Genomic DNA, 24,542 nt, shown 5'->3' on the forward strand with positions numbered 1-24,542 from the left:
AAATGGTAGTAGGAGATTTCCCAATCGAAACTGATACTCTTGTCATTGGTGCTGGCCCTGGTGGCTACGTTGCAGCAATTCGTGCAGCTCAATTAGGTCAAAAAGTTACAATCGTAGAAAAAGGTAATCTTGGAGGCGTATGCTTAAACGTTGGTTGTATTCCTTCAAAAGCATTAATCGCTGCAGGTCACCGTTTCGAACATGCTAAACATTCTGAAGACATGGGGATTATCGCTGAGAACGTAACAGTTGATTTCTCTAAAGTTCAAGAATTCAAAAACGGCGTTGTAAACAAACTTACTGGCGGTGTTGAAGGCCTTCTTAAAGGTAACAAAGTTGACATCGTAAAAGGTGAAGCTTACTTCGTTGACAGCGAAACTGTACGTGTAATGGATGAAAATTCAGCACAAACGTACAAATTCAAAAATGCAATCCTTGCAACTGGTTCTCGTCCAATCGAGATCCCTGGATTCAAATTCTCTGAGCGCGTAATCAACTCTACAGGTGCATTAGCGCTTAAAGAAGTTCCTAAAAAATTAGTTGTAATCGGCGGAGGTTACATCGGTACTGAGCTTGGTACTGCTTTTGCTAACTTCGGTACAGAAGTTACATTTGTAGAAGCTGCTGATGAAATTCTAGCTGGTTTTGAAAAACAAATGAGCTCTCTTGTTAAACGTAACCTTAAGAAAAAAGGAAACGTTGAAATCTATACAAAAGCAATGGCTAAAGGTGTTGAAGAAACTGCTGACGGCGTACAAGTTACGTTTGAAGTAGGCGGAGAGTCAAAAGTAATCGATGCTGACTACGTATTAGTTACTGTAGGTCGCCGTCCTAACACTGATGAGCTTGGTCTTGAGCAAGTTGGCGTTAAAATGACTGACCGTGGTCTTATCGAAATCGATAACCAAACTCGTACATCTGTAAGCAACATCTTTGCAATTGGTGATATCGTAACTGGACCACCACTTGCACACAAAGCTTCTTACGAAGGTAAAATCGCTGCTGAAGTAATTGCTGGCGAACCTGCTGAAATTGACTACTTAGGAATTCCAGCAGTTGTATTCTCTGAGCCTGAGCTTGCATCTGTAGGTTATACTGAAGCACAAGCGAAAGAAGAAGGATTAGCTGTTAAAGCTTCTAAATTCCCATTCGCTGCTAACGGACGTGCGCTTGCACTTAACGCTGCAGAAGGCTTCTTGAAGCTTATCACTCGTAAAGAAGACGGAGTAGTTGTTGGTGCTCAAATCGCTGGACCTAGCGCATCTGACATGATCGCTGAACTTGGTCTTGCTATCGAAGCTGGCGTAACAGCTGAAGATATCGCATTAACAATTCACGCTCACCCAACATTAGGTGAAATCACAATGGAAGCTGCTGAAGTAGCTATTGGAAGCCCAATTCACATTGTAAAATAATGTTTTTAAAAAGCTGATGCGTATGCATCAGCTTTTTTTTGAAGAAAACGGTTTTCATAAAGTATCAGATGCTTGTCAGACAGTTTTTGTTGCTGATGAGTATATTCCTTTGGGAGAAACGTGTAAAAAGCGCTGAGACAGTCTTAAATGAGCTCTAGATGCATACATATGAAGTGGGACGTGCTTTGCTTATAGTTGGATACAAAATTGCTTCTTTGAATAACGAATGAAAAGGCGGCGAAGGAGCTATGAAGACATATTTCGTTTGGAGCTTGCACATTGTTATTTGGATGGGTTATTCACTGGTTGAATTATTATCAAAACGTGATCAATTGACATCTAAAATTATTTTATTTTTAGTATTTGCTTATTTAGCTTACGGTATAGCAGAAATGAACGTCAAATCTAAAAGACTGGCGCTTATGATGACGGGCACAACGTCAGCTATCTGCTTGACATGTTATCAACTAATTTTATTTTGCACGGCATAAGAGTGCATAAAAAAAGCGTTAGCTTATATAAGCTAACGCTTTTTTTGTCTTACACAGATTTGTTTTCTCTTTTTAACGCGCCTTCTTCTTTAAATGCTTTCATTAATGAGAAGACCGTTAGCACCAGCACAATTGAGAATGGAAGTGCTGCTATAATCGCAGCTGTTTGGAGCGCATCCAAACCACCTGTCCAAAGCAGAATGATTGCTGTTAACGATTGAATTAAGCCCCACGTAAGCTTAATAGAGCCTGAAGGATTTAGATCACCGTTTGTTGTCTGCATTCCTAAAACAAATGTAGCTGAGTCAGCTGATGTAATGAAGAATGTAGCAATTAAGCAAATAGCAACAATGGACATGAACGTACCAAATGGAAACTGTTCAAGTACGTAGAATAAAGCAACTTCTGTTCCTTTATTATTGATAACATCCATAACAGGAAGATCCTTAAAAAAGTCTAAATAAACCCCAGAACCTCCGAATACAGCAAACCATAATCCGCCAAATACGGTCGGAACAGCTAGTACACCAATTAAAAATTCTCGAATGGTTCTACCTCGTGAAATACGAGCAATAAACGTACCAACGAACGGTGCCCAGGCGATCCACCATGCCCAGTAGAAAATTGTCCAATCTTGAACCCAGGTGCTGTTATCAAACGGGCTCAATCGAAAACTCATCGACGGCAAGTTTTGAATGTAGCTGCCAATTGTTGTAACGAATAAGTCCATAATAAAGTTGGTTGGACCTGCAAATAACAAGAATAGCATTAACAGAATAGCTAAAACAATATTAATGTTACTCAAATACTTAATACCTTTGTTCAGACCTGTCTGTGCTGACAGCATGAACAAGAACGTTACGATAATAATAACAATTAATTGAGTCGTGAAATTATTATCAATACTTGGCGATAAGTAAGAGGCTCCACCAGTAATTTGAATAGCGCCAAGTCCTAGAGATGTTGCTACCCCAAAGACAGTTGCAAATACGGCGATGACGTTTATGATCGTTCCAAGAGGTCCATCCACACGTTTTCCTAGTAGTGGACGTAAAATATTACTGATGATGAACGGGTAACCTTTTCTAAATTGAAAATATGCAAGGGCAAGTGCAAGAACGGAATAAATAGCCCAAGGATGTAAACCCCAGTGGAAAAACGAATAACGTAGAGCTGCACGAGCTGATTCTGCTGTACCGCCTTCACCAGAAGGTGGAGTATGAAAATGATTGATTGGTTCTGAGACACCCCAAAATACAAGACCAATTCCCATACCAGCACTAAATAACATGGCAAACCATGAGACATAACCATACTGAGGTTTTTCGTCAGGCTTCCCTAGTTTAATGTTTCCGTACTTCGAAAAAATTAAGTACAGCGTAAAAACTAAGAATAATGTAGCTGCTAGTAAGTAATACCAGCCAAATTTCTCGATGATAAAACTATGTATTGCCGACGTGACAGGTGTAAGCCCCGCGCTTCCTAGTGTAGATTCGGGAATAACACCCCATACGATAAATACTGCAGCAATAATAACCGAAATGATAAAAACGGGAGTCAGTTTTTTCATCGATTAACACTCCTTTCCTATTCTATTTTACATAACATAGTGTTTCATATAGCCTTTTCAGCTATACATGAAACCACATGGTTATACATTCTAGTAAAGTTTGTATGAAATGTCTACCCTATTGGTAAGAAAAAAAGGCAAGATATCAAATTCTTATTTTTCATAATTATTTTAAAGTGCCGAAATAGATATGAAATTAGACATAGTTTTTTTATATAAATAGAGATGATGCTAAGGGGTCAGTTTTTTGAAAACAAATATAACATTTATGAGAAAAATATTTTTAATGTGACATACTAATTAGTTGTTGACATATTTAATGTGACATAATAATATAATATCAAGAGTTGTAAAACGCTTACAAAAAAAGACGGTTAAAGGGGAGTTTACAAAATGGGAACAATCGTATGTCAAACATGTAACTGCACAATTGATCATTTCGAAGATGAGAAAGTGACGCGATTATACTCAACATGTAAAAGCGGAGAATGTCAAAAAGCAGATGAAGATTTAGATTAATTCAATAAAAAAAAGGTGCGGAATTCCGCACCTTTTTTTTATTGAATTGCTTTATGTTCTTTAATGACACGAAATGTCTTTAATTCAAAATCTTCCGGACCCTGCACTGGTAAACCTGCCTCTAAGTTTGTTTCAATGTAGGTTAAATTTTCCTCAGTGATGATTTCCCCAGGAATAAAAATAGGAATACCAGGAGGATAGACCATTACAAATTCTGCAATAATACGACCTGCTGACTCATGAAAAGGTACCACTTCGGTTTCAGCGTAAAAAGCATCACGAGGTGTTAAAGCCAATACAGGAATATCAGGTAATAAAATAGCCGGTTTTGCCGTTGTCTCAGAAAGGTTATGGAATTTTGCGGATAACTCACGCAGAGCTGTGACAAGACGTGAAAGATCTTCTTCTGTATCTCCGGGCGTGATAATACATAGAATATTATAAAGGTCAGACATTTCCACTTCGATATTATGAGCTTCACGCATCCATTTTTCTACGTCATAGCCCGTAATTCCTAAATCTGAAACAGAAATAATTAATTTAGTAGGGTCTAAATCATACGTAGCTTTTGTGCCTAAAATTTCTCTGCCTATACATCGGATATGCTCAATTGTATTAATTTCTTTTCGTGCTTTTTCAGCAAGAGAAATTGCACGTTCAGCCAGCTCTTTTCCTTCTGTAGCTAGACGTTTTCGTGCAACATCTAAAGAAGCCAGCAGCAGATAAGAGGTTGATGTTGTTGTCAGCATGCTTAAAATAGACTGTACGCGTTTTGGAGAAATTAAGCCTTCGCGTATGTTTAAAATGGAACTTTGCGTCATAGAACCGCCTAATTTATGCACGCTTGTTGCTGCCATATCTGCACCGGCCTGCATAGCAGACAGAGGCAAATCATCATGGAAATGAATGTGAACGCCGTGAGCTTCATCAACAAGTACAGGCACTTGATACGAGTGGGCAATTTCTACGATTTTACGAAGGTCTCCGGAAATTCCAAAGTAAGTTGGATTGATAACAAGCACTGCTTTTGCTTCAGGGTGCTGCTTTAAGGCTTTTTCTACAGAGTCTGATGTAATACCGTGAGAAATGCCAAGATTTTCGTCAATTTCAGGATGAATAAAAATAGGCGTAGCTCCTGAAAAAACAATCGCACTCATAACAGATTTATGCACGTTTCTAGGAACGATAATTTTATCTCCAGGTCCACATGTCGCCATAACCATTGCCATAATTGCTCCGCTCGTTCCTTGAACAGAGAAAAAAGTATGATCAGCACCAAATGCTTCTGCAGCTAAATCCTGCGCTTGTTTGATAATGCCTTTTGGCTGGTGAAGATCATCAAGGGGACCGATATTAATTAAATCAATGGATAAAGCATCATCGCCAATAAATGAGCGGAATTCAGGATCCATTCCATTTCCTTTTTTATGTCCAGGGATATGGAATTGTGTTGGGTTTTTCTTAGCGTGATTAACTAATCCAGTAAATAATGGAGTTGAAAATTGAGAAGACAACTTTGCTATACACCTCTTTTATCATAAATTGTCAGTCCCTCTAAGCAAAGCTTAGAGGGACTTTGATTGTTTTTTTATCAAATTACAGCATTCAATTTTATATACCAAAAACTAATGGCTGTTGAATTATACATATTAAAATATCAGATCTTTTTTCTACAAAAGAAATTCAACAGAAATTCTACTCCGCAGTTTTCTTGATTTTGACCATTATATAAATGAATGAAACGCGTATGTTTACTACTGTTTGATAATATAAATACAATTTTTAGTTAAAAAAATACAAGTAATTGTAAACTGCTTATTACTTATTATTTTATAGTTCTTTATGTTTTGAAAATCCCCATAAAACAAAAGAATTATAGCACTTATTAACCTATTTGCAAAGATATTTTAAAGAGAAAATAAAAAGAAAAAAAAGGAGAAATTCTTTTGGGTGAAAAGAGAATAAATTTTGTGTACATTATAGATTGTGATAGAGTTAAGAATATAGATATACATAGAATGAAGAAATAAATGGAGTGATGAGAAGTGGAATATCAATACCCTATCTCCCTTGATTGGAGTACAGAAGAAATTATTGATGTAGTGAAGTTTTTTGAAAGTATTGAACGAGCTTATGAAAAAGGTATTGAGCGTGATCACCTAATGGCAGTCTATCGCCGATTTAAAGAAATTGTGCCAAGTAAAGCAGAAGAAAAAACAATCTGTAACGATTTTGAAGACCAAAGCAAATACTCTTCTTATCGAACGATTCAAAAAGCAAAGGCTGCTTCTTCTGGAGATATCATAAAAATGTAAAAAATGAGACTGGGACAAAAGTAGTTTAGCCGAAGTAAAAAACGAATCATTAATCAAATTGTTTGATTAATGATTCGTTTTTTTTGTTACGGTGAACATAGAGTTTATCTGTTTCGTTTCTTCTAACAGTTGATTGGAAGGCAAGGCGAAGACTCCTGCGGGGAAAGCGGAACAGGCGAGACCCCGCAGGAGCGCAAGCGACGAGGAGGCTCACCGGCCGCCCGCGGAAAGCGAAGCCTTGCAGGGAAATCAACTGCGGTGTCACAAGCGTTTCAGCTTATGTATCCCATTTGTTGGTCTTTCGATGAGCTTCCTTTCGTTATGTCTCACCCTCATTTTTTTTATATCAATTCGTTAAAATTATGCATATGCTTTTTTAGTTAGTTCATATAATGGAGTTACCGTATGAAATGTTTGTTCAATACGAGCCATCCATTCTTCGCCGTTCATTGCAATCGCTTCTTCTTTTGGAATTGTAATGCCGCATAGGATCTCAGCTTTTTTAACCGTCTCTAGACGTTCAAACAAACTCTCTAAGTCTTCAGAAGATAAGTCGCCCATTTTTTTACTATCAGGTTTTGTATGATCTTTCGACCAAACAAACGAGTCTGGGATATTTTGACGAATCTCCTCCATGTTTTGTTTTAGCAGCTTTCCAAATTGTTCTTTAATAGGTGATTCGTAAATGACGGCAAACCACACAAAGACGTGTGTTTCCCAAAGGCCAATTTGAAAATGAGGGAGCTTTTTATACCCGCGTTTACTGTTAGCAAAGGCTACCCACGTATCTGCTGGCGGGTTAACTGTTCTTCGTGCATGTTTGGCAATATGTACGAACATTTCATCTCCACAAAGTGAAGAAAGAGTAGGAGCAAAATGATTGCTCAATTGTTCGAATTTTGGGCGTATCGTTGTCTTGATGGCTTCCATACGTGCATCAAGCCCCTCGATACGGAATACGTTAAAGTCATCTTGTGAAAATCCTGAGAATGCCATGTGAAACCTCCGTTTTTTTAGTGAATATGTATAGCTGCTGTGCATCTATGCAAGTAAGTATGATTTACGCGAAGATTCTACCACATGAAAAGCATAAACACCAATTAATTCGCATATGCTTGTCAAAACGTGTCTATCATTTTTTTATAGGTAATCACACAATTTAGTTGCATGAGATTAGGTTTCGACATAGACTATATCAATCAAAATATCTGAAAATTTAGTTTTCTATAAGTGGGTTCAATAATTTGAGAGGGGTGTTTGAAACATGAAACAAGTGGTGAATATGTATAAGAAGAATGATGGACAAAAAAGATTAGGTGTAATTCGGTTGGAGTTAGATTACGAGTTAGCGACGTTATATGAAGCCATGATGGAAAATAATGAGGAACAAAAACAAAAATGTAAGCGAAAGCTCGAGAAACTTCGTGAAGAAATGATATCTCTTCAGTAGCAGACACGGGAATAAAATAGAACAAATACGGGTAAACTGTAAAAAAGGATTAAACTGAATGAGCAGATTCATAAGTGGTAACAGAGCACGTGGGAGAAGAAGCGGCAGTTCTTCTCCCACGTGCTCTGTTAATTGACATCTTGCAGAGGTTTTTTTAAGCTTAAATAAGAGACGTATTTTTGAGGAGGAATTGAGATGACACAACGCTGGAAAGAAATTGATACATACGTTAAAGAGTGGCTAAAAGAAGCTGGACAAAAAATTCAACAGTCGTTTAGTAAAGAACTTCTCATTCAAACGAAATCGAATCCAAATGATTTAGTAACAAATATGGATAAAGAAATTGAACAGTTTTTTATCTCAAAAATCAATGAAACCTTTCCGGAACATCATATTCTCGGAGAAGAAGGATATGGGGAAGAGCTTGAATCAGAAGAAGGAACGATTTGGATTATCGATCCGATCGACGGTACGATGAACTTTGTTCATCAGCAGCGAAATTTTGCTATTTCCATCGGTATATTCGAAAATGGTGTAGGACAAGCAGGTTATATTTATGATGTTATTCATAATGAGCTGTATCATGCTTTAAAAGGACAGGGCGCGTTTATGAATGACATCCAATTGCCGAAACTTGAACCTGTACTAGTTGAAGAAGCTATTATTAGCTTAAATGCAACGTGGGTGACGGAGAACCGCCGTATTGATCCTTCCGTATTAAGTCCGCTTGTGCGTAAAGTAAGAGGGACCCGTTCATATGGATCCGCAGCTATTGAGCTTGCTTACGTAGCGGCTGGACGCTTGGATGGATACATTACTTTACGTTTGGCTCCATGGGACTTTGCTGCCGGTAAAGTGTTGATTGAAGAAGTTGGAGGAGTCATGACGGATTTAGAAGGGAAGCCGTTAGAGATTCTTGAAAAAAGCAGTGTATTTGTAAGCAAACCAACATTACATGACGAAATCTTTCGTACGTACCTTGAAGGAAAGTGGAATAAATAAAATAGAAGTGAAGACTTACATGTAGTCAAAGAATTTTGTGATGAAAAAACGTCATGAACCATTTTGATGTTGCAAATGGCCATGACGCTTTCAATCATCGCAAAAAATTACAGCTGCCCTTTTTCTCGCATTTTTTTCTTAGTCGTAAAGCCAAGACCCATTACAACAATTAAAGCTACGATAGCTAAAATGACCCCGAGAGCGCTTCCTTCTCCGATAAATATGCCAATTGACATAATAGCTGCAGTTGCGATGAATGCATATAAAACAAATACCCACTTAATGTTTCTCATGTTGATTCCTCCCATTTGTAACGGATATTTATAGTGTACAACAAAATCATTCTGCAATTCTAGAGTTAGTGTGATATAATAGCTTAGTTATTACAAGCATAGGAGTGAAATGCGTGAACATTCGTAAAGATTTACGTAATATTGCCATTATTGCCCATGTAGACCATGGGAAAACAACGTTAGTAGATAAATTATTACATCAGTCCGGAACATTCCGTACTAATGAGCATGTTGAAGAACGTGCGATGGATTCAAATGACCTTGAGCGTGAGCGTGGAATTACAATTTTAGCGAAAAACACAGCTATTAATTATAAAGATACGCGTATCAACATTATGGATACGCCAGGACATGCTGACTTCGGTGGAGAAGTTGAGCGTATTATGAAAATGGTAGACGGTGTTCTACTTGTAGTAGACGCATACGAAGGATGTATGCCTCAAACGCGCTTTGTATTGAAAAAAGCATTAGAGCAAAACTTAACGCCGATTGTTGTTGTTAACAAAATTGACCGTGACTTTGCTCGTCCAACTGAAGTAGTTGATGAAGTAATTGACTTATTTATTGAACTAGGTGCAAGTGAGGAACAAATTGAGTTCCCTGTTGTTTATGCTTCAGCAATCAACGGAACGGCTAGCACGAACCCTGAAAAGCAAGATGAGAACATGTCATCTCTATTTGACTCAATCATCGAGCACATTCCAGCACCAGTAGACAACAGCGACGAACCACTTCAATTCCAAGTGGCAATGCTTGACTACAATGACTATCTTGGTCGTATCGGTGTAGGGCGCGTATTCCGCGGAACAATGAAAGTAGGCCAGCAAGTTGCATTAATGAAGCTTGACGGTACGGTAAAACAATTCCGCGTAACAAAATTATTCGGTTTCCTAGGCTTAAAGCGTGTTGAAATCGAAGAAGCAAAAGCAGGAGACCTGATCGCTGTATCAGGAATGGAAGACATCAACGTAGGTGAAACAGTATGTCCGTTTGACCACCAAGATGCACTGCCAATTTTACGTATTGATGAACCTACTTTACAAATGACGTTCTTAGTAAACAATTCACCGTTTGCTGGTCGTGAAGGTAAATTTGTTACATCTCGTAAAATTGAAGAGCGCTTAATGTCTGAACTTGAGACAGATGTAAGTTTACGCGTGGAAAATACTGATTCACCGGATGTATGGGTCGTTTCAGGACGTGGAGAACTTCATTTATCTATTTTAATTGAAAATATGCGTCGTGAAGGATATGAGATTCAAGTATCAAAACCTGAAGTAATCGTTCGTGAAATTGATGGCGTTCGCTGTGAGCCAGTTGAACGTGTGCAAATCGACGTACCTGAAGAACATACGGGTTCTATTATGGAATCAATGGGTGCTCGTAAAGGTGAAATGGTTGATATGATTAACAACGGCAGCGGTCAAGTTCGTCTGATCTTTATGGTTCCTGCACGTGGTTTAATCGGTTATACAACTGAGTTCTTATCGTTAACTCGTGGATTCGGTATCATTAACCATTCATTTGATAGCTACCAACCAATGCAGCAAGGTCAAGTTGGAGGTCGCCGTCAAGGTGTGCTTGTTTCTATGGAAAGCGGTAAATCATCTACTTATGGAATCCAAGGCGTAGAAGACCGCGGTACAATTTTCGTGGAGCCAGGTACAGAAGTATACGAAGGTATGATCGTAGGAGAACACACTCGTGAAAATGATATCGTTGTTAACATCTGTAAAATGAAGCAAATGACGAATATGCGTTCTGCTAACAAAGATCAAACAACAGGTATGAAAAAACCTCGTATTATGTCTTTAGAGCAATCACTTGAATATTTAAACGAAGATGAATATTGTGAAATCACACCAGAATCTATTCGTCTACGTAAAAAAATTCTTGATAAAAATGAACGTGAAAAAGCAGCGAAAAAGAAAAAATACGCTGACACGAAATAATAAAAAAAGGAAGTCGTTAGCTTTATTTGCTAGCGGCTTGTTTTTTATCAATTATATCAGAATTTTCTATTTTTTGAAAGCGTTTTATAAAGAGAGAATTTGGAAAGGAAAAAGGTGGCTTATATCGAATAATGTAAAGTAAGGAATAGGGGGAAGGAAGATGGATGTAAAAGAACACCTTTCATTTTTTGCTGCTTTGTATCAAGTAGATGAACATGCAAAAATAGGAATGTGGCTGTTATACTTTACTATTTTAGGGCTATCTGTTCTCGTGTACAAACTCGGGTTTGCAAAGAAGCTGCCGCTTTTAAAATCTGTGGTTATTTATCTATTTTTAGCTTTTGGATGTACGATTTTAACGTTTTTAGGCATTTTTTTACCTGTAGCTGAAGGGCTAGTGGTTGCAGCGCTTGTATTAATTATTTATAAAATACGGCTGTATCAGGCTAAAAAGCAAAACTCCACGTTGGGTTCATAACAGACTACATAAAAAGACGCTTGTAGCTACAAGCGTCTTTTTAGTATGATATAGCCGAAGACAAGAGCGGCTGCGAAAATTAAATGGCCAGCTGTCCAATAAAAAATTGCTACTGCATCATCCACTGCAGGCGTAGGCTTAAGCGCAAGCAGCGTCAACGGAAAATACAAAGGAATGGTTGGAAGTGTTAATAAAAAAGAACACAATACGATTTTTCGAATAGACATATTGTTTAATTTACCTACTATGTAAACAAAAACGATCCCAATTGCAACGGCAATGAATAAATGAAAAACAAACTCCACCCATTCAGGCCATTGAATAGGGCCAATGATAGGAATAAAATCAACATTTAATAAAAGGGTATAAACTTGTTTGCCGGTTAGCCATTCTATCCATTTCAAACATAACCCAAGGATAATCCCGCTGAACATGCCGATACTTATTCCTAAACGGAGCACCTTACCAATCCTCCTCTGTCTTTTTCGACTCATATAGTTTAAAGTTACCAGTAGCTATGCGTTCTTTTGTTCGTTTTTCAATCCGTTCAGAACATTCATTGCACATATATGTATGGATAGGACGGTTGCGCAGTCGTTTTGCCACGAGCGTTTCATCCTCAATTGTTTCAATTTTATCGCACATGACACATTGTACTCTCATTTCTATCACCTCAACTTCTCTATACATCATTCTAGCCGAAAATTCTTGTTTTATAAAGTTTTTTTGCGGTGCTATCTCTCAGGAGAAAAGGAACGATAGGAAAACATTCCTAAAGAAGCAGGTAATTTTGCTTGTTAGCTCGAAGATAGTAACTAGTAAGTACATAAACAGTAGGAGGGATGAAAATGGCCAACGAAGTCGAGACTCAATTAGTAGATGCATTATACGATGAGCTACAGACAGAGAGATTTGCAACCATTTCAACTATTGATTTTGAAACAAACGCTCCAAATGTTAGTGCCATTTCGTGGTTAGTAGCTCCGACTAAACAAAAAATTCGATTTGCCGTAGATGTCAAATCGAGGATTGTAGAAAACATTAAACATACGAATAAAGCAGTGGTAAATATTCTTGCTAATGAATCATGCTACTCAATCAGCGGAATAGCTGAGGTAGTGCAAGAAAAGTTAGACGGAGTAGCTTTAAAGCTGACGCTAATTGAACTAGATATTAATGAAGTAAGAGATGTCATGTTCTATGGCTCTAAGATTTCAGTAAACCCTTCATATGAAAAGACCTATGATCCAGTAGCAGCCGCTAAACTCGATAAGCAAGTAATTGAAGCGATAAAAAAAGCTTAGCAGCAGCCTGCCGCTAAGCGACTTTCTTATTCATTTTTTTGAAGATGATTATTAGATTGTTTTTCCTGCTCATTCTTTAAATTTTGCTCTTGTTTATTATTTAATTTTTGATTGTTTGTATCTGTTGAACTAGGATTTCGGCGGATTTCTTCTGCAAATTCAGGCATCACTCGGTTTACAATGGCTGCTAATTCATCTAAAAATCCTGTAACCGGCCGACCTTTGCGAATTTCATTTCCAATTTGTTTTAGCCGAGCGACCGTATCAGGATCTGCAATAACAACAGAGTTAGCGCCGTACGGATCAGCTTTCAGACCTTCAGCAACTGTATATTTGATTGAACTTACTTCTGAACGATCAATATCTTTGCCGACGTCAATGCCTACGATTGCATACTTGCCGAGCACAATGGCGGTAGCATCATTTACATTCGGAACGCTTGAAGCCAGTTCAACTAAATGGGCTGATATTTCATTAGCAGTACGCTTGTGAGAGCGTTCAGGAGATGAATTTTTGACCTGTACAATTCGATCTGTTTTTTGTCCTTCTTCAACGTCTGCTTGATTATTGTTGCAGCCGGTTAGTGTAATAAAACATAAGCTAATGGATAGAAAAAATTTGTTCATGTGGGAGACTCCTCCTTATGAATGACTCATTTTTTGTAGTAATTTGTATTTAGTTTCTAATAGTTCTTCTATCTTTATACACGTGTTCATATATTTAAAGAAAATGGTCCGTCCATTTAAGGTCACTTCACACATGTGCGTTACATAGTATATAAATGGATGGGTGCCTTGTTTCACTCCTTACAGGAAAAACAATCGGAGTAGGAGGCTGAATTATTGGGAAAAATTTATGTATTAGATACGAATGTTTTATTACAAGATCCGCATTCAATTTTTTCATTTGATGATAACGAAGTAGTGATTCCAGCCGTTGTACTAGAAGAAGTTGATTCGAAAAAAAGAAATATGGATGAAGTCGGACGAAATGCAAGGCAGGTATCCAAACTCATTGATAACTTGAGACAACATGGAAAGTTATATGAGAAAATCCCGTTAGAAAATGGGGGCCATTTGCGAATTGAACTCAATCATCGCTCTTTTCAGCAGCTTCAAGAAATCTTTGTGGAAAAAACAAATGATAATCGAATTTTAGCTGTTGCTAAAAATTTATCCCTTGAAGAGGAAACAAAAGAAGATGGACGTGAAGTGATACTAGTAAGTAAAGATGTGTTGGTACGTGTGAAGGCTGACGCAATCGGTTTAAGAGCAGAAGATTTTTTAAGTGATCGAGTAGTGGAATTCAATAGTATTTATACAGGCTTTTCAGAAGTCTATATTGCAAAAGAGCTGCTGAGTCAATTTTACGAAAAAGGAGAGCTGCTAACGTCTCAAATTGCGAACCACTCCTTTTTTGCAAATCAATTCTTAGTGATGAAAGATGCATTTGGAGGATCCGGATCAGCCATCGGCATTGTCGATCAAACAACAACGAAAGTAAAAAAACTGTTATTTGAATATGATCATATCTGGGGAATCAAACCTCGAAATGTTCAGCAAATTATGGCGTTAGAACTTCTTCTTAGAGACGACGTTCAACTGGTCACGTTAATTGGGAAGGCAGGTACGGGTAAAACGCTGCTTGCTTTAGCTTCAGGACTTATGCAGACGGAAGATCTAGGGTGTTTTAAAAAGCTGCTTGTAGCTCGTCCAATTGTTCCTTTAGGGAAAGATATTGGGTTCTTGCCAGGAGAAAAGCAGGAGAAGCTTCGTCCATGGATGCAACCAATTTATGATAACCTAGAGTACTTATTCAACACTAAAAAACCTGGAGAACTGGATGCGATTCTAGCGGGGCTGAGTTCAATAGAAGTGGAAGCCTTGACGTATATAAGAGGCCGAAGCATTCCGGAACAGTTTATTATTATTGATGAAGCACAAAATTTAACGAAGCATGAAATTAAAACAATTTTAACAAGGGTAGGGGAAAAGAGTAAAATTGTGCTTATGGGAGATCCGGCTCAAATTGATCATCCTTATTTAGATGAGTATAACAACGGATTAACGTACGTAGTTGAAAAGTTTAAAGAGCAAAAAGTATCGGGCCACGTTCGGTTAATCAAAGGAGAGCGCTCCGGGCTAGCACAATTAGCAGCTGATATTCTTTAAAAAAGGTGGGGTTCCTTTTGGAACCCCACCTTTTTTTATTATGTAACGATGATTTCTTCCACATATTTAATAGGGTTATTTCGGTTAGATCCATCCGGTAAATAGACATAGATAGGCCCGTCTTCTCTAAGAGGCTTTCCGTCTTGGCTGAAACCAAAGATTAGTTTTTGCGCTTCTTCTAATGAAAAAGAAATCAGCGCGTCTTTTGTTTTAAATGAAACGTTGGTAGCGTCTTCAGTAGGTGAAGCGTTTGCTAGAAAAGGTGCAAATAAAATCCCAAATGTTCCATTTACTAGCTCTTGTTTTTTGAATTTCTTTTCGGTTTTTAACGTAGGAGGAAAGACGGCTCCTTCTTGAATTTCACGGTCCCAATGCTTAGAAACAGCTTTTGTGTACGCTTCTGTCTCGTCTTTTTGCTCCGGTGGATGTTCAAAGAAAACGTCCATATCGAGCTTGCGGTCATCGAAAATCCACACGCTTGGGTCGAGTGTCAGCGTATATTTTACTTTTCCTTTTAACATAATAATTGAATTCATCATAAATGCCCCCTTGCTAAAAGTATAAGCGCTTTCTCCTTATTTGTCACTTTGATGAAAAAATTTAGTTGAGAGTGATTCTCGTATGATATAATGTAAGAGTCAACGAAAGTGCGAAATTTCCTACATCTATGGTAATGGTTTTGAGAAAGTAACAGTATAAAAAAGACGGCCAGCCTCACGGACATGTTTATCCTTGCTTTTTTGGAGCATAGCCTTTAAAATTGAGAGATAGATTAGGTAATCGCTCGCGAACGGAGGGATTGAGTTTGACGCCTGAGACAATGATAGATCATCGTGAAAAAGCGTATGCGTTGTTAAAAGCTGATGCAGATAAGATTTTGCAATTAATTCAAGTTCAAATGGATAACTTAACAATGCCACAATGTCCTCTTTATGAAGAGGTTTTAGATACACAAATGTTTGGTTTATCAAGAGAAATTGATTTTGCAGTTCGTCTTGGTTTAATTGATGAACGTGTTGGAAAAACATTGCTAGACCGCCTCGAGCGTGAACTTTCTGCACTGCATGAAGCGTTTACAAAAAAATAAAAATCACGCGATCGAAACTCAAACTATATACAAACGTAGTTTGAGTTTTTTATTACAGGTGGTTGAAATTTCCTAATTTACTCAAATTTGTACATAAAAAATGAAACGAAACAGAAACACGTCATTTTTAAAGGAAGAGGGTTATGGTAAAAAAAATATTTAGGCATTTTGACTATTCAATTGTAATTCCAGTGCTGCTTCTTTGTGCGGTTGGACTAGTTATGGTTTACAGTTCAAGTATGATTGTAAGTATTACAAGATATCATACGTCAAGTGATTTCTTTTACAACAGACAAAAAATGTGGCTTGCTTTTACGCTTGTATTGTTCATTTTAACAATGCTAACACCTTACAAGCTGTATCCTAAAATACTGCCTTATGCGATTCTGGGCATTTTTGTACTGCTTTTGCTTGTGTTTGTAATGGGGCATACGAGTAACAATGCGCAAAGTTGGCTGCAGCTTGGCGGAGCAAACATGCAGCCGGCTGAGTATGCCAAGCTTGTTGTCATTTTATACTTATCTTATGTTTTGTCTAAAAGGCAAGAGTATATTGACAACATCAAAAAAGCTTTTTTTGGACCTATGGGTCTTGTATTTCTAATATTAGGTTTTGTAGCGATTCAGCCTGACCTTGGAACGGGATCAATTATTTTTGCGATTGCCGTTACCATTATGCTATGTTCGGGAATCTCTAAAAAAACCTTTTTCCGCATGCTAGCACTAGGTATTATTTTGCTTACGGTCATTATTACGATTGGTTTTTTTACAGGTCAGTTTACTGCCAATCGAATCGGCCGTTTTACCGGTGCGTCAGATCCGTTTGCTAATGCTCAAGGAACCGGTTATCAGCTGGTTAATTCATATTTAGCAATAGGTACAGGAGGCTTAAAAGGCCTTGGTTTAGGAGAAAGTGTACAAAAGTATGGTTATCTTCCTGAGCCCCATACCGATTTCATTATGGCCATTATTGCAGAAGAATTAGGATTCTTTGGAGTTATGCTCGTGCTGGGCCTTTTAGGCTTCTTAATTTTCAGGATTTTAATGCTGGCTAAAAAATCTCAGGATCCGTTTGCTAGCATGATTTGTATTGGAGTAGCCAGTATGATAGGTATTCAAACAGGCATTAACCTTGGAGGGCTTACGGGACTCATTCCGATTACCGGCGTCACGCTTCCGTTTATCAGTTACGGAGGGTCTTCGCTGCTAACGCTTATGGTGTCTATGGGAATTATTGTAAATATTTCGTTTTTCGTAAATTATCAAAATAAAAAACAGAAAAATACGGAAAATATTGTGCTACATCCGAACAATACATCAACAACAAGTGATTGATTTTCGTAAAAAAATTGTGTAAAAAAAGCAAAAATTTATTGGAATTTTATTATTTTCCATTGATTTTTGCTTTTCTTTTATCCAATTTTGCTATATATTGAAGTTTATACGAAATTGAGAGGAGATTAGCAACATGAGTTTTGTAACTAAAAAAATCAAAAAAGTATTAGTAGCAAACCGAGGAGAAATTGCGATTCGTGTATTTCGAGCATGTACTGAACTGAATATTCGGACTGTTGCAATTTATTCGAAGGAAGACGCAGGTTCTTATCACCGTTACAAAGCGGATGAAGCCTATTTAGTAGGAGCGGAGAAAAAGCCGATTGATGCTTATTTAGATATAGAAGGCATCATCGACATTGCTAAGTCTCATGATGTAGATGCTATTCACCCTGGCTATGGTTTTTTGTCAGAAAATATCCAATTTGCAAAACGTTGCGAAGAAGAAGGCATTATTTTCATTGGCCCAAAATCCAAGCATCTTGATATGTTTGGCGATAAAGTAAAAGCACGTCATCAGGCTATTCAAGCAGATATTCCCGTTATTCCTGGTACAGATGGTCCTATTGATTCAATTGACGAAGCAAAAGAATTTGCTAATCAGCATGGATATCCTCTAATGATCAAAGCAGCTTTGGGAGGAGGCGGTCGAGGCATGCGTATCGTTCGCGATGCAGACAGCCTGAATGAATCTTATGATCGTGCCAAATCAGAAGCAAAAGCGGCTTTTGGTAATGATGAAGTATACGTCGAGAAACTAGTTGAAAATCCAAAACATATTGAAGTGCAAATTTTAGGTGATGAACAAGGAAATGTTGTGCACCTTTACGAACGCGACTGTTCAGTGCAGCGTCGTCACCAAAAAGTAGTAGAAGTAGCACCAAGTGTTTCTATAGATGAAGACTTACGTCTCCGCATTTGTGAAGCAGCTGTGCAGCTGATGGAAAAAGTGCAGTACATAAATGCTGGTACAGTAGAATTTTTAGTATCAGGAAACGATTTTTATTTTATTGAAGTAAATCCACGTGTTCAAGTAGAGCACACAATTACTGAAATGATTACAGGTATTGATATCGTTCAATCGCAAATTTTAATTGCGGACGGCTACGCACTTCACAGCAAGGAAGTGTCTATTCCTGCACAAGACCAAATTCACGTACATGGATATGCAATTCAATCTCGTGTAACGACAGAAGACCCGTTAAATAACTTTATGCCGGATACGGGTAAGATTATGGCTTATCGTTCTGGTGGCGGTTTTGGCGTACGTTTAGATACGGGAAACAGCTTCCAAGGTGCTGTCATTACGCCGTATTATGATTCACTGTTAGTAAAAGTAACAACATGGGCCTTAACATTCGATCAAGCCGCATCAAAAATGGTACGGAACTTAAAAGAGTTTCGTATTCGTGGAATTAAAACCAATATTCCATTTCTTGAAAATGTAGTAAAGCATGATAAGTTCTTAACAGGTGCTTATGATACATCATTTATTGATACAACGCCTGAACTTTTTGTCTTCCCTAAGCGAAAAGACCGCGGAACTAAAATGCTTACATACATTGGGAATGTTACGGTAAACGGATTCCCGGGTGTATCGGAAAAGAAAAAGCCAATCTTTACGAAACCGCGTGTTCCTAATGTCGATATAAAACAACCAATTCCAAACGGAACAAAGCAGATTTTAGATGAAAAAGGCGCTGAAGGGCTAGTAAATTGGGTGAAAGAACGCAAGGAAGTGCTATTAACGGATACAACCTTCCGTGACGGCCATCAGTCTCTTTTAGCTACGCGTATTCGTACAAACGACTTAAAACAAGTAGCTAACCCAACTGCTCGCTTGCTTCCGGATTTATTTTCTATGGAAATGTGGGGAGGAGCAACGTTTGATGTCGCTTATCGATTCTTAAAAGAAGATCCGTGGGATCGCTTGCTTACTTTACGTCAACAAGCGCCAAACGTTCTTTTCCAAATGCTTCTTCGCGCGTCAAATGCGGTTGGATATAAAAACTATCCTGATAATGTAATCAAGGAATTTGTTGAAAAATCAGCTTATGCAGGTATTGATGTTTTCCGTATCTTTGACAGCTTAAACTGGGTGCAAGGAATGACTCTTGCAATTGACTCCGTTCGTCAAACAGGGAAGATTGCAGAAGCAGCGATGTGTTATACAGGTGATATTTTAGATCCGACGCGCCGTAAGTATGATTTGGATTACTACAAGAACTTAGCAAAAGAGCTTGAGCAGTCTGGAGCACATATCCTGGGCATTAAAGATATGGCGGGTCTTTTAAAACCACAGGCAGCTTATGATTTAGTATCGGCTCTAAAAGAAACGGTTGATATTCCAATTCACCTTCATACGCATGATACAAGCGGAAACGGTGTATACACGTACGCAAAAGCAATTGAAGCAGGTGTAGACATTGTAGACGTAGCCGTAAGCTCAATGGCAGGCTTAACGTCTCAGCCGAGCGCTAACTCTCTTTATTACGCATTAGAAGGTGCGGACCGCAGACCAAATCTGGATATTAAAAATCTAGAAGAGCTTTCTTACTATTGGGAAGACGTGCGAAAATATTACCAAGACTTCGAAAGCGGGATGAATGCTCCTCATACGGAAGTGTACGAGCATGAAATGCCAGGCGGTCAATATAGCAACTTACAGCAACAAGCAAAAGCAGTTGGTTTAGGAAACCGCTGGGATGAAGTAAAAGATATGTATTCACGCGTGAATTTGTTATTTGGTGATATTGTAAAAGTTACGCCATCATCAAAAGTAGTTGGAGACATGGCATTGTTTATGGTTCAAAACAATTTGACAGAAGAAACGCTGTTTGAGCGCGGTGAAACGCTTGACTTCCCGGATTCCGTTATTGAATTGTTTGAAGGGTATTTAGGACAGCCTCACGGGGGATTCCCTAAAGAGCTTCAGCGCATCATTCTAAAAGGCAGAAAACCTATTACAGTTCGTCCTGGAGAACTGTTAGAAGATGTGGACTTCGATGCAGTGAAAGAAAAGCTATTTAAAGACTTAAATCGTCAAGTGACGAGTTTTGACGCCATTGCTTATGCACTGTATCCAAAAGTATTTATGGATTATCACAAAGCAGTCGAACAATACGGAGACATCTCTGTTCTTGATACACCGACTTTCCTATACGGCATGCGTTTAGGAGAAGAGGCTGAAATTGAGATTGAAAAAGGAAAAACCTTAATCGTTCGCCTTGTATCCATTGGAGAACCGCAGGCAGACGGTACGCGAACAGTATACTTTGAATTAAACGGTCAGCCTCGTGAAGTCGTGATTAAAGACGAAAGTGTCAAAACAACCGTTACGGCAAAACAAAAAGCCGACCAAGGAAATCCGGCCCACATTGGCGCTTCAATGCCTGGAACCGTTATTCGAGTAGTAGTAGAAAAAGGCGATAAAGTCTCAAAAGGTGATCACTTAATGATCACAGAAGCAATGAAAATGGAAACAACCGTGCAAGCACCATTTGACGGCGTGATTAAACAAGTACACGTATCGAATGGAGATGGCATCCAGCCGGGAGATTTATTAATTGAATTAGAAAGCTAATCAAAAAAGGTACGAGCTCAGAGCTCGTACCTTTTTTGATTAATTATGTGTATGACGCGTTGCAAGTAAGGTCAAGTAGCTTAATACACCGAATAGGAAAGAGATAATTAAAGAATGAGCAAGCGCGAGCTCTAGCTGCAGACGTGTGACAACAACAAGCATACCGGAAACCGCCTGAAAAATAACTAGAATGAGAGCAGCTAACCATCCGTAAAAAATATTTTTTTGATGACGATAATATTTAACTGCATGGATAAAGGCAGCTAAAATCCATACAAACGTTAAAACAGCAGCGGATCGATGCCCCAGTTGAATCCACTGATTCAAATCAACGGGTAGCCAACCGTTTCCGTTTGAACAAAATGGAACGTCTGGACAGGCTAAGCTAGCTTCTTTATGGCGAACAAGCGCGCCCGTGTACACAACGGCATATGTGTATAAGATAACCCCGTAAATATGTTTTTTCATTTTAGAGCCTAGCTGCATATTAGCTGTGTCGAGCTTTTGATCCACTTCAAAGATGATAAGTGTTAACAGCAGTACAGAAGCAAACGAAATAAGGGAAATACCAAAATGAAGAGCAAGCACCGCATCTGATTGCCCCCACATAACGGCAGCGGCCCCAATTAATGCTTGCAGTACTAGGAAGAAAAAAGAGATAAACGCTAAAGGTCTAACTTCTTTTATATGTCCTAGTGAAATCCACGCCCATACGCATAAAGCGAGTACAAGAAAGCCCGACACGCCAGAAACTAAGCGGTGGCTTAATTCAACAACGGTTTCAAATGTTAAAGGGTCGGGAATGAGCTGTCCGTTACACAGAGGCCAAGAATCTCCGCACCCGTCTGCTGAACCAGTTTTCGTAACAAGAGCACCGCCAAGTAGAATAAGTAACATGGCTATGCTCGTCACAACGGATAAAAACTTTAATCCAAGTCGCACAATAATCACCATCCTAAAAGCAAAGTAAGTAATATAACGAGCTAAACATTTTATCCTAATCTTTTTGTATATTAAACATAAATTTCATTTATTCTCCATAAACTTGATTGAATTTGTTATAATGGTAGAAAGTGTAAGGTTTGTTCATGAGTTTGACTCTGCAGATATGTAAAAGGTACCGTACAGAAAACTATTTTACTTGCAGAAATATCTTTTAACAAGTGACAGCGACATGCATTTAGCTCATGACAAAAAAAATCCATATTTTTTTCAAGAATTCTTCACAAAGTAACGGCAAAATATGGTTTAATAAACATGAGAAATAGATAATTCTCTACTATTTTATCGTTTACATGTGAAGCTTTTAAGTAGTTTCGGTGAGAGGAATATGACTTCTTTGTGAACAAAGAGGAGATTTTTGTAAAAATATGTTGAAAACGCCTTCATTTATAGACTCTTTATTTACTAGATAAAAGTCTGTGGATGAGTAAAGGAGGAAGCGCCATGGAAGATTCAAAAATGGTGGAAGATTCAACGCTTTCTGCATCGCCTAACACAGCTCATGTAAGCGAAAATAGTTCCATTTGGTCAGATTTTTTAGCTACGATTAAAATCGGAATAGTCAACTCAAATTTCATCACCACCTTTACTGGTTTTTGGCTAGCTCTTTTCTTCAACGAACAACACTTCTTAGAAAACCTGGATAAAGCATTTTTTACTTTAATAGGTTCTTCACTTATCATCGCCGGTTCATGCAGTTTGAATAATTACATAGATCGTGACATTGACCCTCTAATGGAACGAACAAAGGGACGACCTACAGTGACAGGAAGTTTTACACCTTTGACGGTCCTTGGGATTGGAATCGGTTTGACGTTAACCGGCTTGCTTATGCTACTAGTTGTTTCTTCCGTAGCCGCTCTCATCGGATTAGCAGGAATACTTACATATGTAGTTCTTTACACCATGTGGTCCAAAAGACTATACACAATTAATACAGTAATCGGAAGTATATCAGGCGCTGTCCCGCCATTAATTGGATGGGCCGCTATCGATCCCAATTTACACGTAGTGGCTTGGGTATTATTTTTAATCATGTTTATTTGGCAGCCGCCTCATTTTCTAGCTCTTGCTATGCGAAGATGTGAAGAATATCGAGCAGCGGGAATCCCTATGCTGCCTGTTGTACATGGTTTTGAGCTTACAAAACGACAGATTCTCATTTGGATTGCTTGTTTGTTGCCATTACCTCTTTATTTATACGAATTAGGCATTCCATTTCTAATTTTGGCCACTGTTTTAAACATAGGATGGCTATTTTTAGGATTTGCTCAATACAATAAACAAGAAGACACAAAGTGGGCTAGCATGATGTTTGTCTACTCACTAAACTATTTAACTATTTTATTTGTCTCAATGATTGTCGCAACGCTTTTTGCCTAGATAAAATCTTTCACTGAATGCGACGCTGCACAAGGGGGATTTCTTCTACATGTAGAATTCATTATAGAAGGAATAAGTTTTATGCTCAAGAGGGCATAGATGAAATCACGTCAATGAAAGAGAGGTTGGGGAATGGTATGAAAAAATGGCGATTGAACTTTCGTGTTTTGTCGTTATTTACGCTGCTTGCATTCGTGTTATCGGCCTGTGGAAAACCGTTTTTGTCAACACTTAAGCCTGCAGGTGAGGTAGCTGAAGAACAATATTCGCTTATGCTTCTTAGTACAGCCATCATGGTTTTAGTTATTATTGTGGTCACCATTATCTTTATATTTGTTATTCTGCGCTTTCGCCGTCGTAAAGGCGAAGAAAACGTGATTCCAAAGCAAGTGGAAGGAAGCAGAAAGTTAGAAATTATATGGACAGTGATTCCTATCTTGCTGCTCATTATTTTGACTGTTCCAACGGTCATCTCAACATTTAAGCTAGCGGACGTAAAAGGAATGAAGGACAAAGATGCTGTCGTAGTAAATGTGCGTGCTAACTTGTACTGGTGGGAATTTGAGTATCCTAATCAAAAAATTATTACATCCCAAGATCTAGTTGTTCCAACGGATAAAAAAGTCTACTTTAATATTAAAGCTTCTGACGTCAAGCACTCATTCTGGATTCCTTCAGTTGGAGGAAAGCTCGATGCTAACACAGAAAATGATAATAAATTCTGGCTAGTGTTTGATTCTAAAAAATCGAAGGAAGCTAACGGGGTTTTCTACGGAAAATGTGCTGAGCTTTGCGGTCCATCTCATTCTCTTATGGACTTTAAAGTAAGGGCTGTATCAAGCAATGAATTTGATACGTGGGCAAAAGATTTGAAAAAGGCAAAGCCTGATGTAGAAACAGCATCCGCAAAAGCGGGTCAAGAGGTCTTTAATGAAAGCTGTATCGGATGCCATGCTGTTGATGTCAAAGACAATCGTCCAGAGCAAGCTCGTCAAGCACCAAACTTAGCCGGTTTTTCTGAACGTGAGCGTGTAGCCGGAGTGCTTCCTCACAACAAGGAAAATATCAAAAAATGGTTAAAAAACCCTGAGAAAGTTAAGCCGGGTAATAAGATGAGTGGTACATATCCTGACTTAACTGATGAACAAGTAAATGAGCTAGCAGACTATTTAATGAGTTTAAAAGAAAAATAA

The 24,542-nt window shown here is 38.3% G+C and carries 25 protein-coding genes; 16 read left to right on the forward strand and 9 right to left on the reverse strand.

Features of this window, described 5'->3' with window-relative positions:
• The first annotated feature begins 2 nt into the window (after positions 1-2).
• Together lpdA and NST66_RS05370 are read left to right on the forward strand one after the other, a co-directional pair.
• The gene (gene lpdA / locus NST66_RS05365) at positions 3-1,415 is read left to right on the forward strand and encodes a dihydrolipoyl dehydrogenase (protein ID WP_013082295.1); all 1,413 of its coding nucleotides are present in this window, start codon (positions 3-5) and stop codon (positions 1,413-1,415) included.
• A gap of 248 nt (positions 1,416-1,663) precedes the next feature.
• Positions 1,664-1,906 (forward strand): hypothetical protein, encoded by a 243-nt coding sequence (locus tag NST66_RS05370; protein ID WP_033578408.1) that lies wholly within the window; start codon positions 1,664-1,666, stop codon positions 1,904-1,906.
• A gap of 49 nt (positions 1,907-1,955) precedes the next feature.
• On the opposite strand, the gene NST66_RS05375 is transcribed toward NST66_RS05370, so the two are convergent.
• Complete coding sequence (locus NST66_RS05375; protein ID WP_340843186.1) at positions 1,956-3,476, reverse strand: glycine betaine uptake BCCT transporter; 1,521 nt, start codon at positions 3,474-3,476, stop codon at positions 1,956-1,958.
• 393 nt (positions 3,477-3,869) lie between these two features.
• On the opposite strand from NST66_RS05375, the gene NST66_RS05380 reads away from it, so the two are divergent.
• Positions 3,870-3,995, forward strand: coding sequence for a GapA-binding peptide SR1P (locus NST66_RS05380; RefSeq protein WP_013056059.1), 126 nt, complete (start codon positions 3,870-3,872; stop codon positions 3,993-3,995).
• A 38-nt stretch (positions 3,996-4,033) separates the two neighbouring features.
• On the opposite strand, the gene NST66_RS05385 is transcribed toward NST66_RS05380, so the two are convergent.
• Positions 4,034-5,509: an aminotransferase class I/II-fold pyridoxal phosphate-dependent enzyme gene (locus NST66_RS05385; protein ID WP_028414107.1), complete on the reverse strand. Its 1,476-nt coding sequence runs from the start codon at positions 5,507-5,509 to the stop codon at positions 4,034-4,036.
• A 531-nt stretch (positions 5,510-6,040) separates the two neighbouring features.
• Here NST66_RS05385 and NST66_RS05390 point away from each other — a divergent pair.
• Together NST66_RS05390 and NST66_RS05395 are read left to right on the forward strand one after the other, a co-directional pair.
• Positions 6,041-6,310 carry a UPF0223 family protein gene (locus tag NST66_RS05390; RefSeq protein WP_013056061.1) on the forward strand — a complete coding sequence of 90 codons (270 nt, stop codon included), beginning with the start codon at positions 6,041-6,043 and terminating at the stop codon, positions 6,308-6,310.
• Positions 6,311-6,439: 129 nt separating this feature from the next.
• A complete protein-coding gene (locus NST66_RS05395) occupies positions 6,440-6,694 on the forward strand; it encodes a hypothetical protein (RefSeq protein ID WP_340843187.1) in 255 nt (84 codons plus the stop codon).
• Here NST66_RS05395 and NST66_RS05400 read toward each other — a convergent pair.
• Positions 6,671-7,306, reverse strand: coding sequence for a YktB family protein (locus NST66_RS05400; protein ID WP_034266818.1), 636 nt, complete (start codon positions 7,304-7,306; stop codon positions 6,671-6,673). The genes NST66_RS05395 and NST66_RS05400 overlap by 24 nt on opposite strands.
• Before the next feature lie 268 nt (positions 7,307-7,574).
• On the opposite strand from NST66_RS05400, the gene NST66_RS05405 reads away from it, so the two are divergent.
• Both NST66_RS05405 and NST66_RS05410 read left to right on the forward strand, forming a co-directional pair.
• Complete coding sequence (locus NST66_RS05405) at positions 7,575-7,760, forward strand: hypothetical protein (protein WP_013056063.1); 186 nt, start codon at positions 7,575-7,577, stop codon at positions 7,758-7,760.
• Positions 7,761-7,955: 195 nt separating this feature from the next.
• Positions 7,956-8,762 (forward strand): inositol monophosphatase family protein, encoded by an 807-nt coding sequence (locus NST66_RS05410; protein WP_340843188.1) that lies wholly within the window; start codon positions 7,956-7,958, stop codon positions 8,760-8,762.
• Between the two features lie 107 nt (positions 8,763-8,869).
• On the opposite strand, the gene NST66_RS05415 is transcribed toward NST66_RS05410, so the two are convergent.
• On the reverse strand, positions 8,870-9,055 hold the full coding sequence (locus tag NST66_RS05415; protein WP_028414104.1) for a YlaF family protein: 186 nt from the start codon (positions 9,053-9,055) through the stop codon (positions 8,870-8,872).
• Positions 9,056-9,168: 113 nt separating this feature from the next.
• On the opposite strand from NST66_RS05415, the gene typA reads away from it, so the two are divergent.
• Together typA and NST66_RS05425 are read left to right on the forward strand one after the other, a co-directional pair.
• Entirely contained in the window at positions 9,169-11,007 is a 1,839-nt protein-coding gene (gene typA / locus NST66_RS05420) for a translational GTPase TypA (RefSeq protein WP_013056066.1), read from the forward strand.
• Positions 11,008-11,167: 160 nt separating this feature from the next.
• Positions 11,168-11,485 carry a YlaH-like family protein gene (locus tag NST66_RS05425; protein WP_013056067.1) on the forward strand — a complete coding sequence of 106 codons (318 nt, stop codon included), beginning with the start codon at positions 11,168-11,170 and terminating at the stop codon, positions 11,483-11,485.
• 26 nt (positions 11,486-11,511) lie between these two features.
• Here the strand turns inward: NST66_RS05425 and NST66_RS05430 are convergent, their stop codons facing one another.
• Entirely contained in the window at positions 11,512-11,946 is a 435-nt protein-coding gene (locus NST66_RS05430) for a hypothetical protein (RefSeq protein ID WP_033578411.1), read from the reverse strand.
• A gap of 1 nt (position 11,947) precedes the next feature.
• The gene (locus NST66_RS05435) at positions 11,948-12,148 is read right to left on the reverse strand and encodes a YlaI family protein (protein ID WP_013056069.1); all 201 of its coding nucleotides are present in this window, start codon (positions 12,146-12,148) and stop codon (positions 11,948-11,950) included.
• A 185-nt stretch (positions 12,149-12,333) separates the two neighbouring features.
• On the opposite strand from NST66_RS05435, the gene NST66_RS05440 reads away from it, so the two are divergent.
• Positions 12,334-12,789 (forward strand): pyridoxamine 5'-phosphate oxidase family protein, encoded by a 456-nt coding sequence (locus NST66_RS05440; protein WP_033578412.1) that lies wholly within the window; start codon positions 12,334-12,336, stop codon positions 12,787-12,789.
• Between the two features lie 26 nt (positions 12,790-12,815).
• On the opposite strand, the gene NST66_RS05445 is transcribed toward NST66_RS05440, so the two are convergent.
• Complete coding sequence (locus NST66_RS05445; protein WP_013056071.1) at positions 12,816-13,415, reverse strand: YhcN/YlaJ family sporulation lipoprotein; 600 nt, start codon at positions 13,413-13,415, stop codon at positions 12,816-12,818.
• 216 nt (positions 13,416-13,631) lie between these two features.
• Between NST66_RS05445 and NST66_RS05450 the strand changes: the two genes are divergently transcribed.
• Positions 13,632-14,960, forward strand: a complete 1,329-nt coding sequence (locus NST66_RS05450; RefSeq protein ID WP_013056072.1) for a PhoH family protein — start codon at positions 13,632-13,634, stop codon at positions 14,958-14,960.
• 38 nt (positions 14,961-14,998) lie between these two features.
• On the opposite strand, the gene NST66_RS05455 is transcribed toward NST66_RS05450, so the two are convergent.
• Complete coding sequence (locus NST66_RS05455) at positions 14,999-15,499, reverse strand: hypothetical protein (protein ID WP_014460988.1); 501 nt, start codon at positions 15,497-15,499, stop codon at positions 14,999-15,001.
• Between the two features lie 281 nt (positions 15,500-15,780).
• Between NST66_RS05455 and NST66_RS05460 the strand changes: the two genes are divergently transcribed.
• From NST66_RS05460 to pyc, 3 genes are all read left to right on the forward strand, one after another.
• The gene (locus tag NST66_RS05460) at positions 15,781-16,047 is read left to right on the forward strand and encodes a YlaN family protein (RefSeq protein WP_370506486.1); all 267 of its coding nucleotides are present in this window, start codon (positions 15,781-15,783) and stop codon (positions 16,045-16,047) included.
• Positions 16,048-16,190: 143 nt separating this feature from the next.
• Positions 16,191-17,381 carry an FtsW/RodA/SpoVE family cell cycle protein gene (locus tag NST66_RS05465; protein WP_014460986.1) on the forward strand — a complete coding sequence of 397 codons (1,191 nt, stop codon included), beginning with the start codon at positions 16,191-16,193 and terminating at the stop codon, positions 17,379-17,381.
• Positions 17,382-17,514: 133 nt separating this feature from the next.
• Entirely contained in the window at positions 17,515-20,964 is a 3,450-nt protein-coding gene (pyc, locus tag NST66_RS05470) for a pyruvate carboxylase (protein ID WP_033578413.1), read from the forward strand.
• 39 nt (positions 20,965-21,003) lie between these two features.
• On the opposite strand, the gene NST66_RS05475 is transcribed toward pyc, so the two are convergent.
• Positions 21,004-21,906, reverse strand: coding sequence for a COX15/CtaA family protein (locus tag NST66_RS05475; protein ID WP_340843189.1), 903 nt, complete (start codon positions 21,904-21,906; stop codon positions 21,004-21,006).
• Between the two features lie 504 nt (positions 21,907-22,410).
• Between NST66_RS05475 and cyoE the strand changes: the two genes are divergently transcribed.
• Together cyoE and coxB are read left to right on the forward strand one after the other, a co-directional pair.
• Positions 22,411-23,349, forward strand: a complete 939-nt coding sequence (cyoE, locus tag NST66_RS05480) for a heme o synthase (RefSeq protein WP_028414097.1) — start codon at positions 22,411-22,413, stop codon at positions 23,347-23,349.
• Between the two features lie 137 nt (positions 23,350-23,486).
• Complete coding sequence (gene coxB, locus NST66_RS05485) at positions 23,487-24,542, forward strand: cytochrome c oxidase subunit II (protein WP_028414096.1); 1,056 nt, start codon at positions 23,487-23,489, stop codon at positions 24,540-24,542.

It is taken from the genome of Priestia sp. FSL W8-0524, assembly GCF_038005965.1.
In the GTDB taxonomy this organism is placed as follows: domain Bacteria; phylum Bacillota; class Bacilli; order Bacillales; family Bacillaceae_H; genus Priestia; species Priestia zanthoxyli.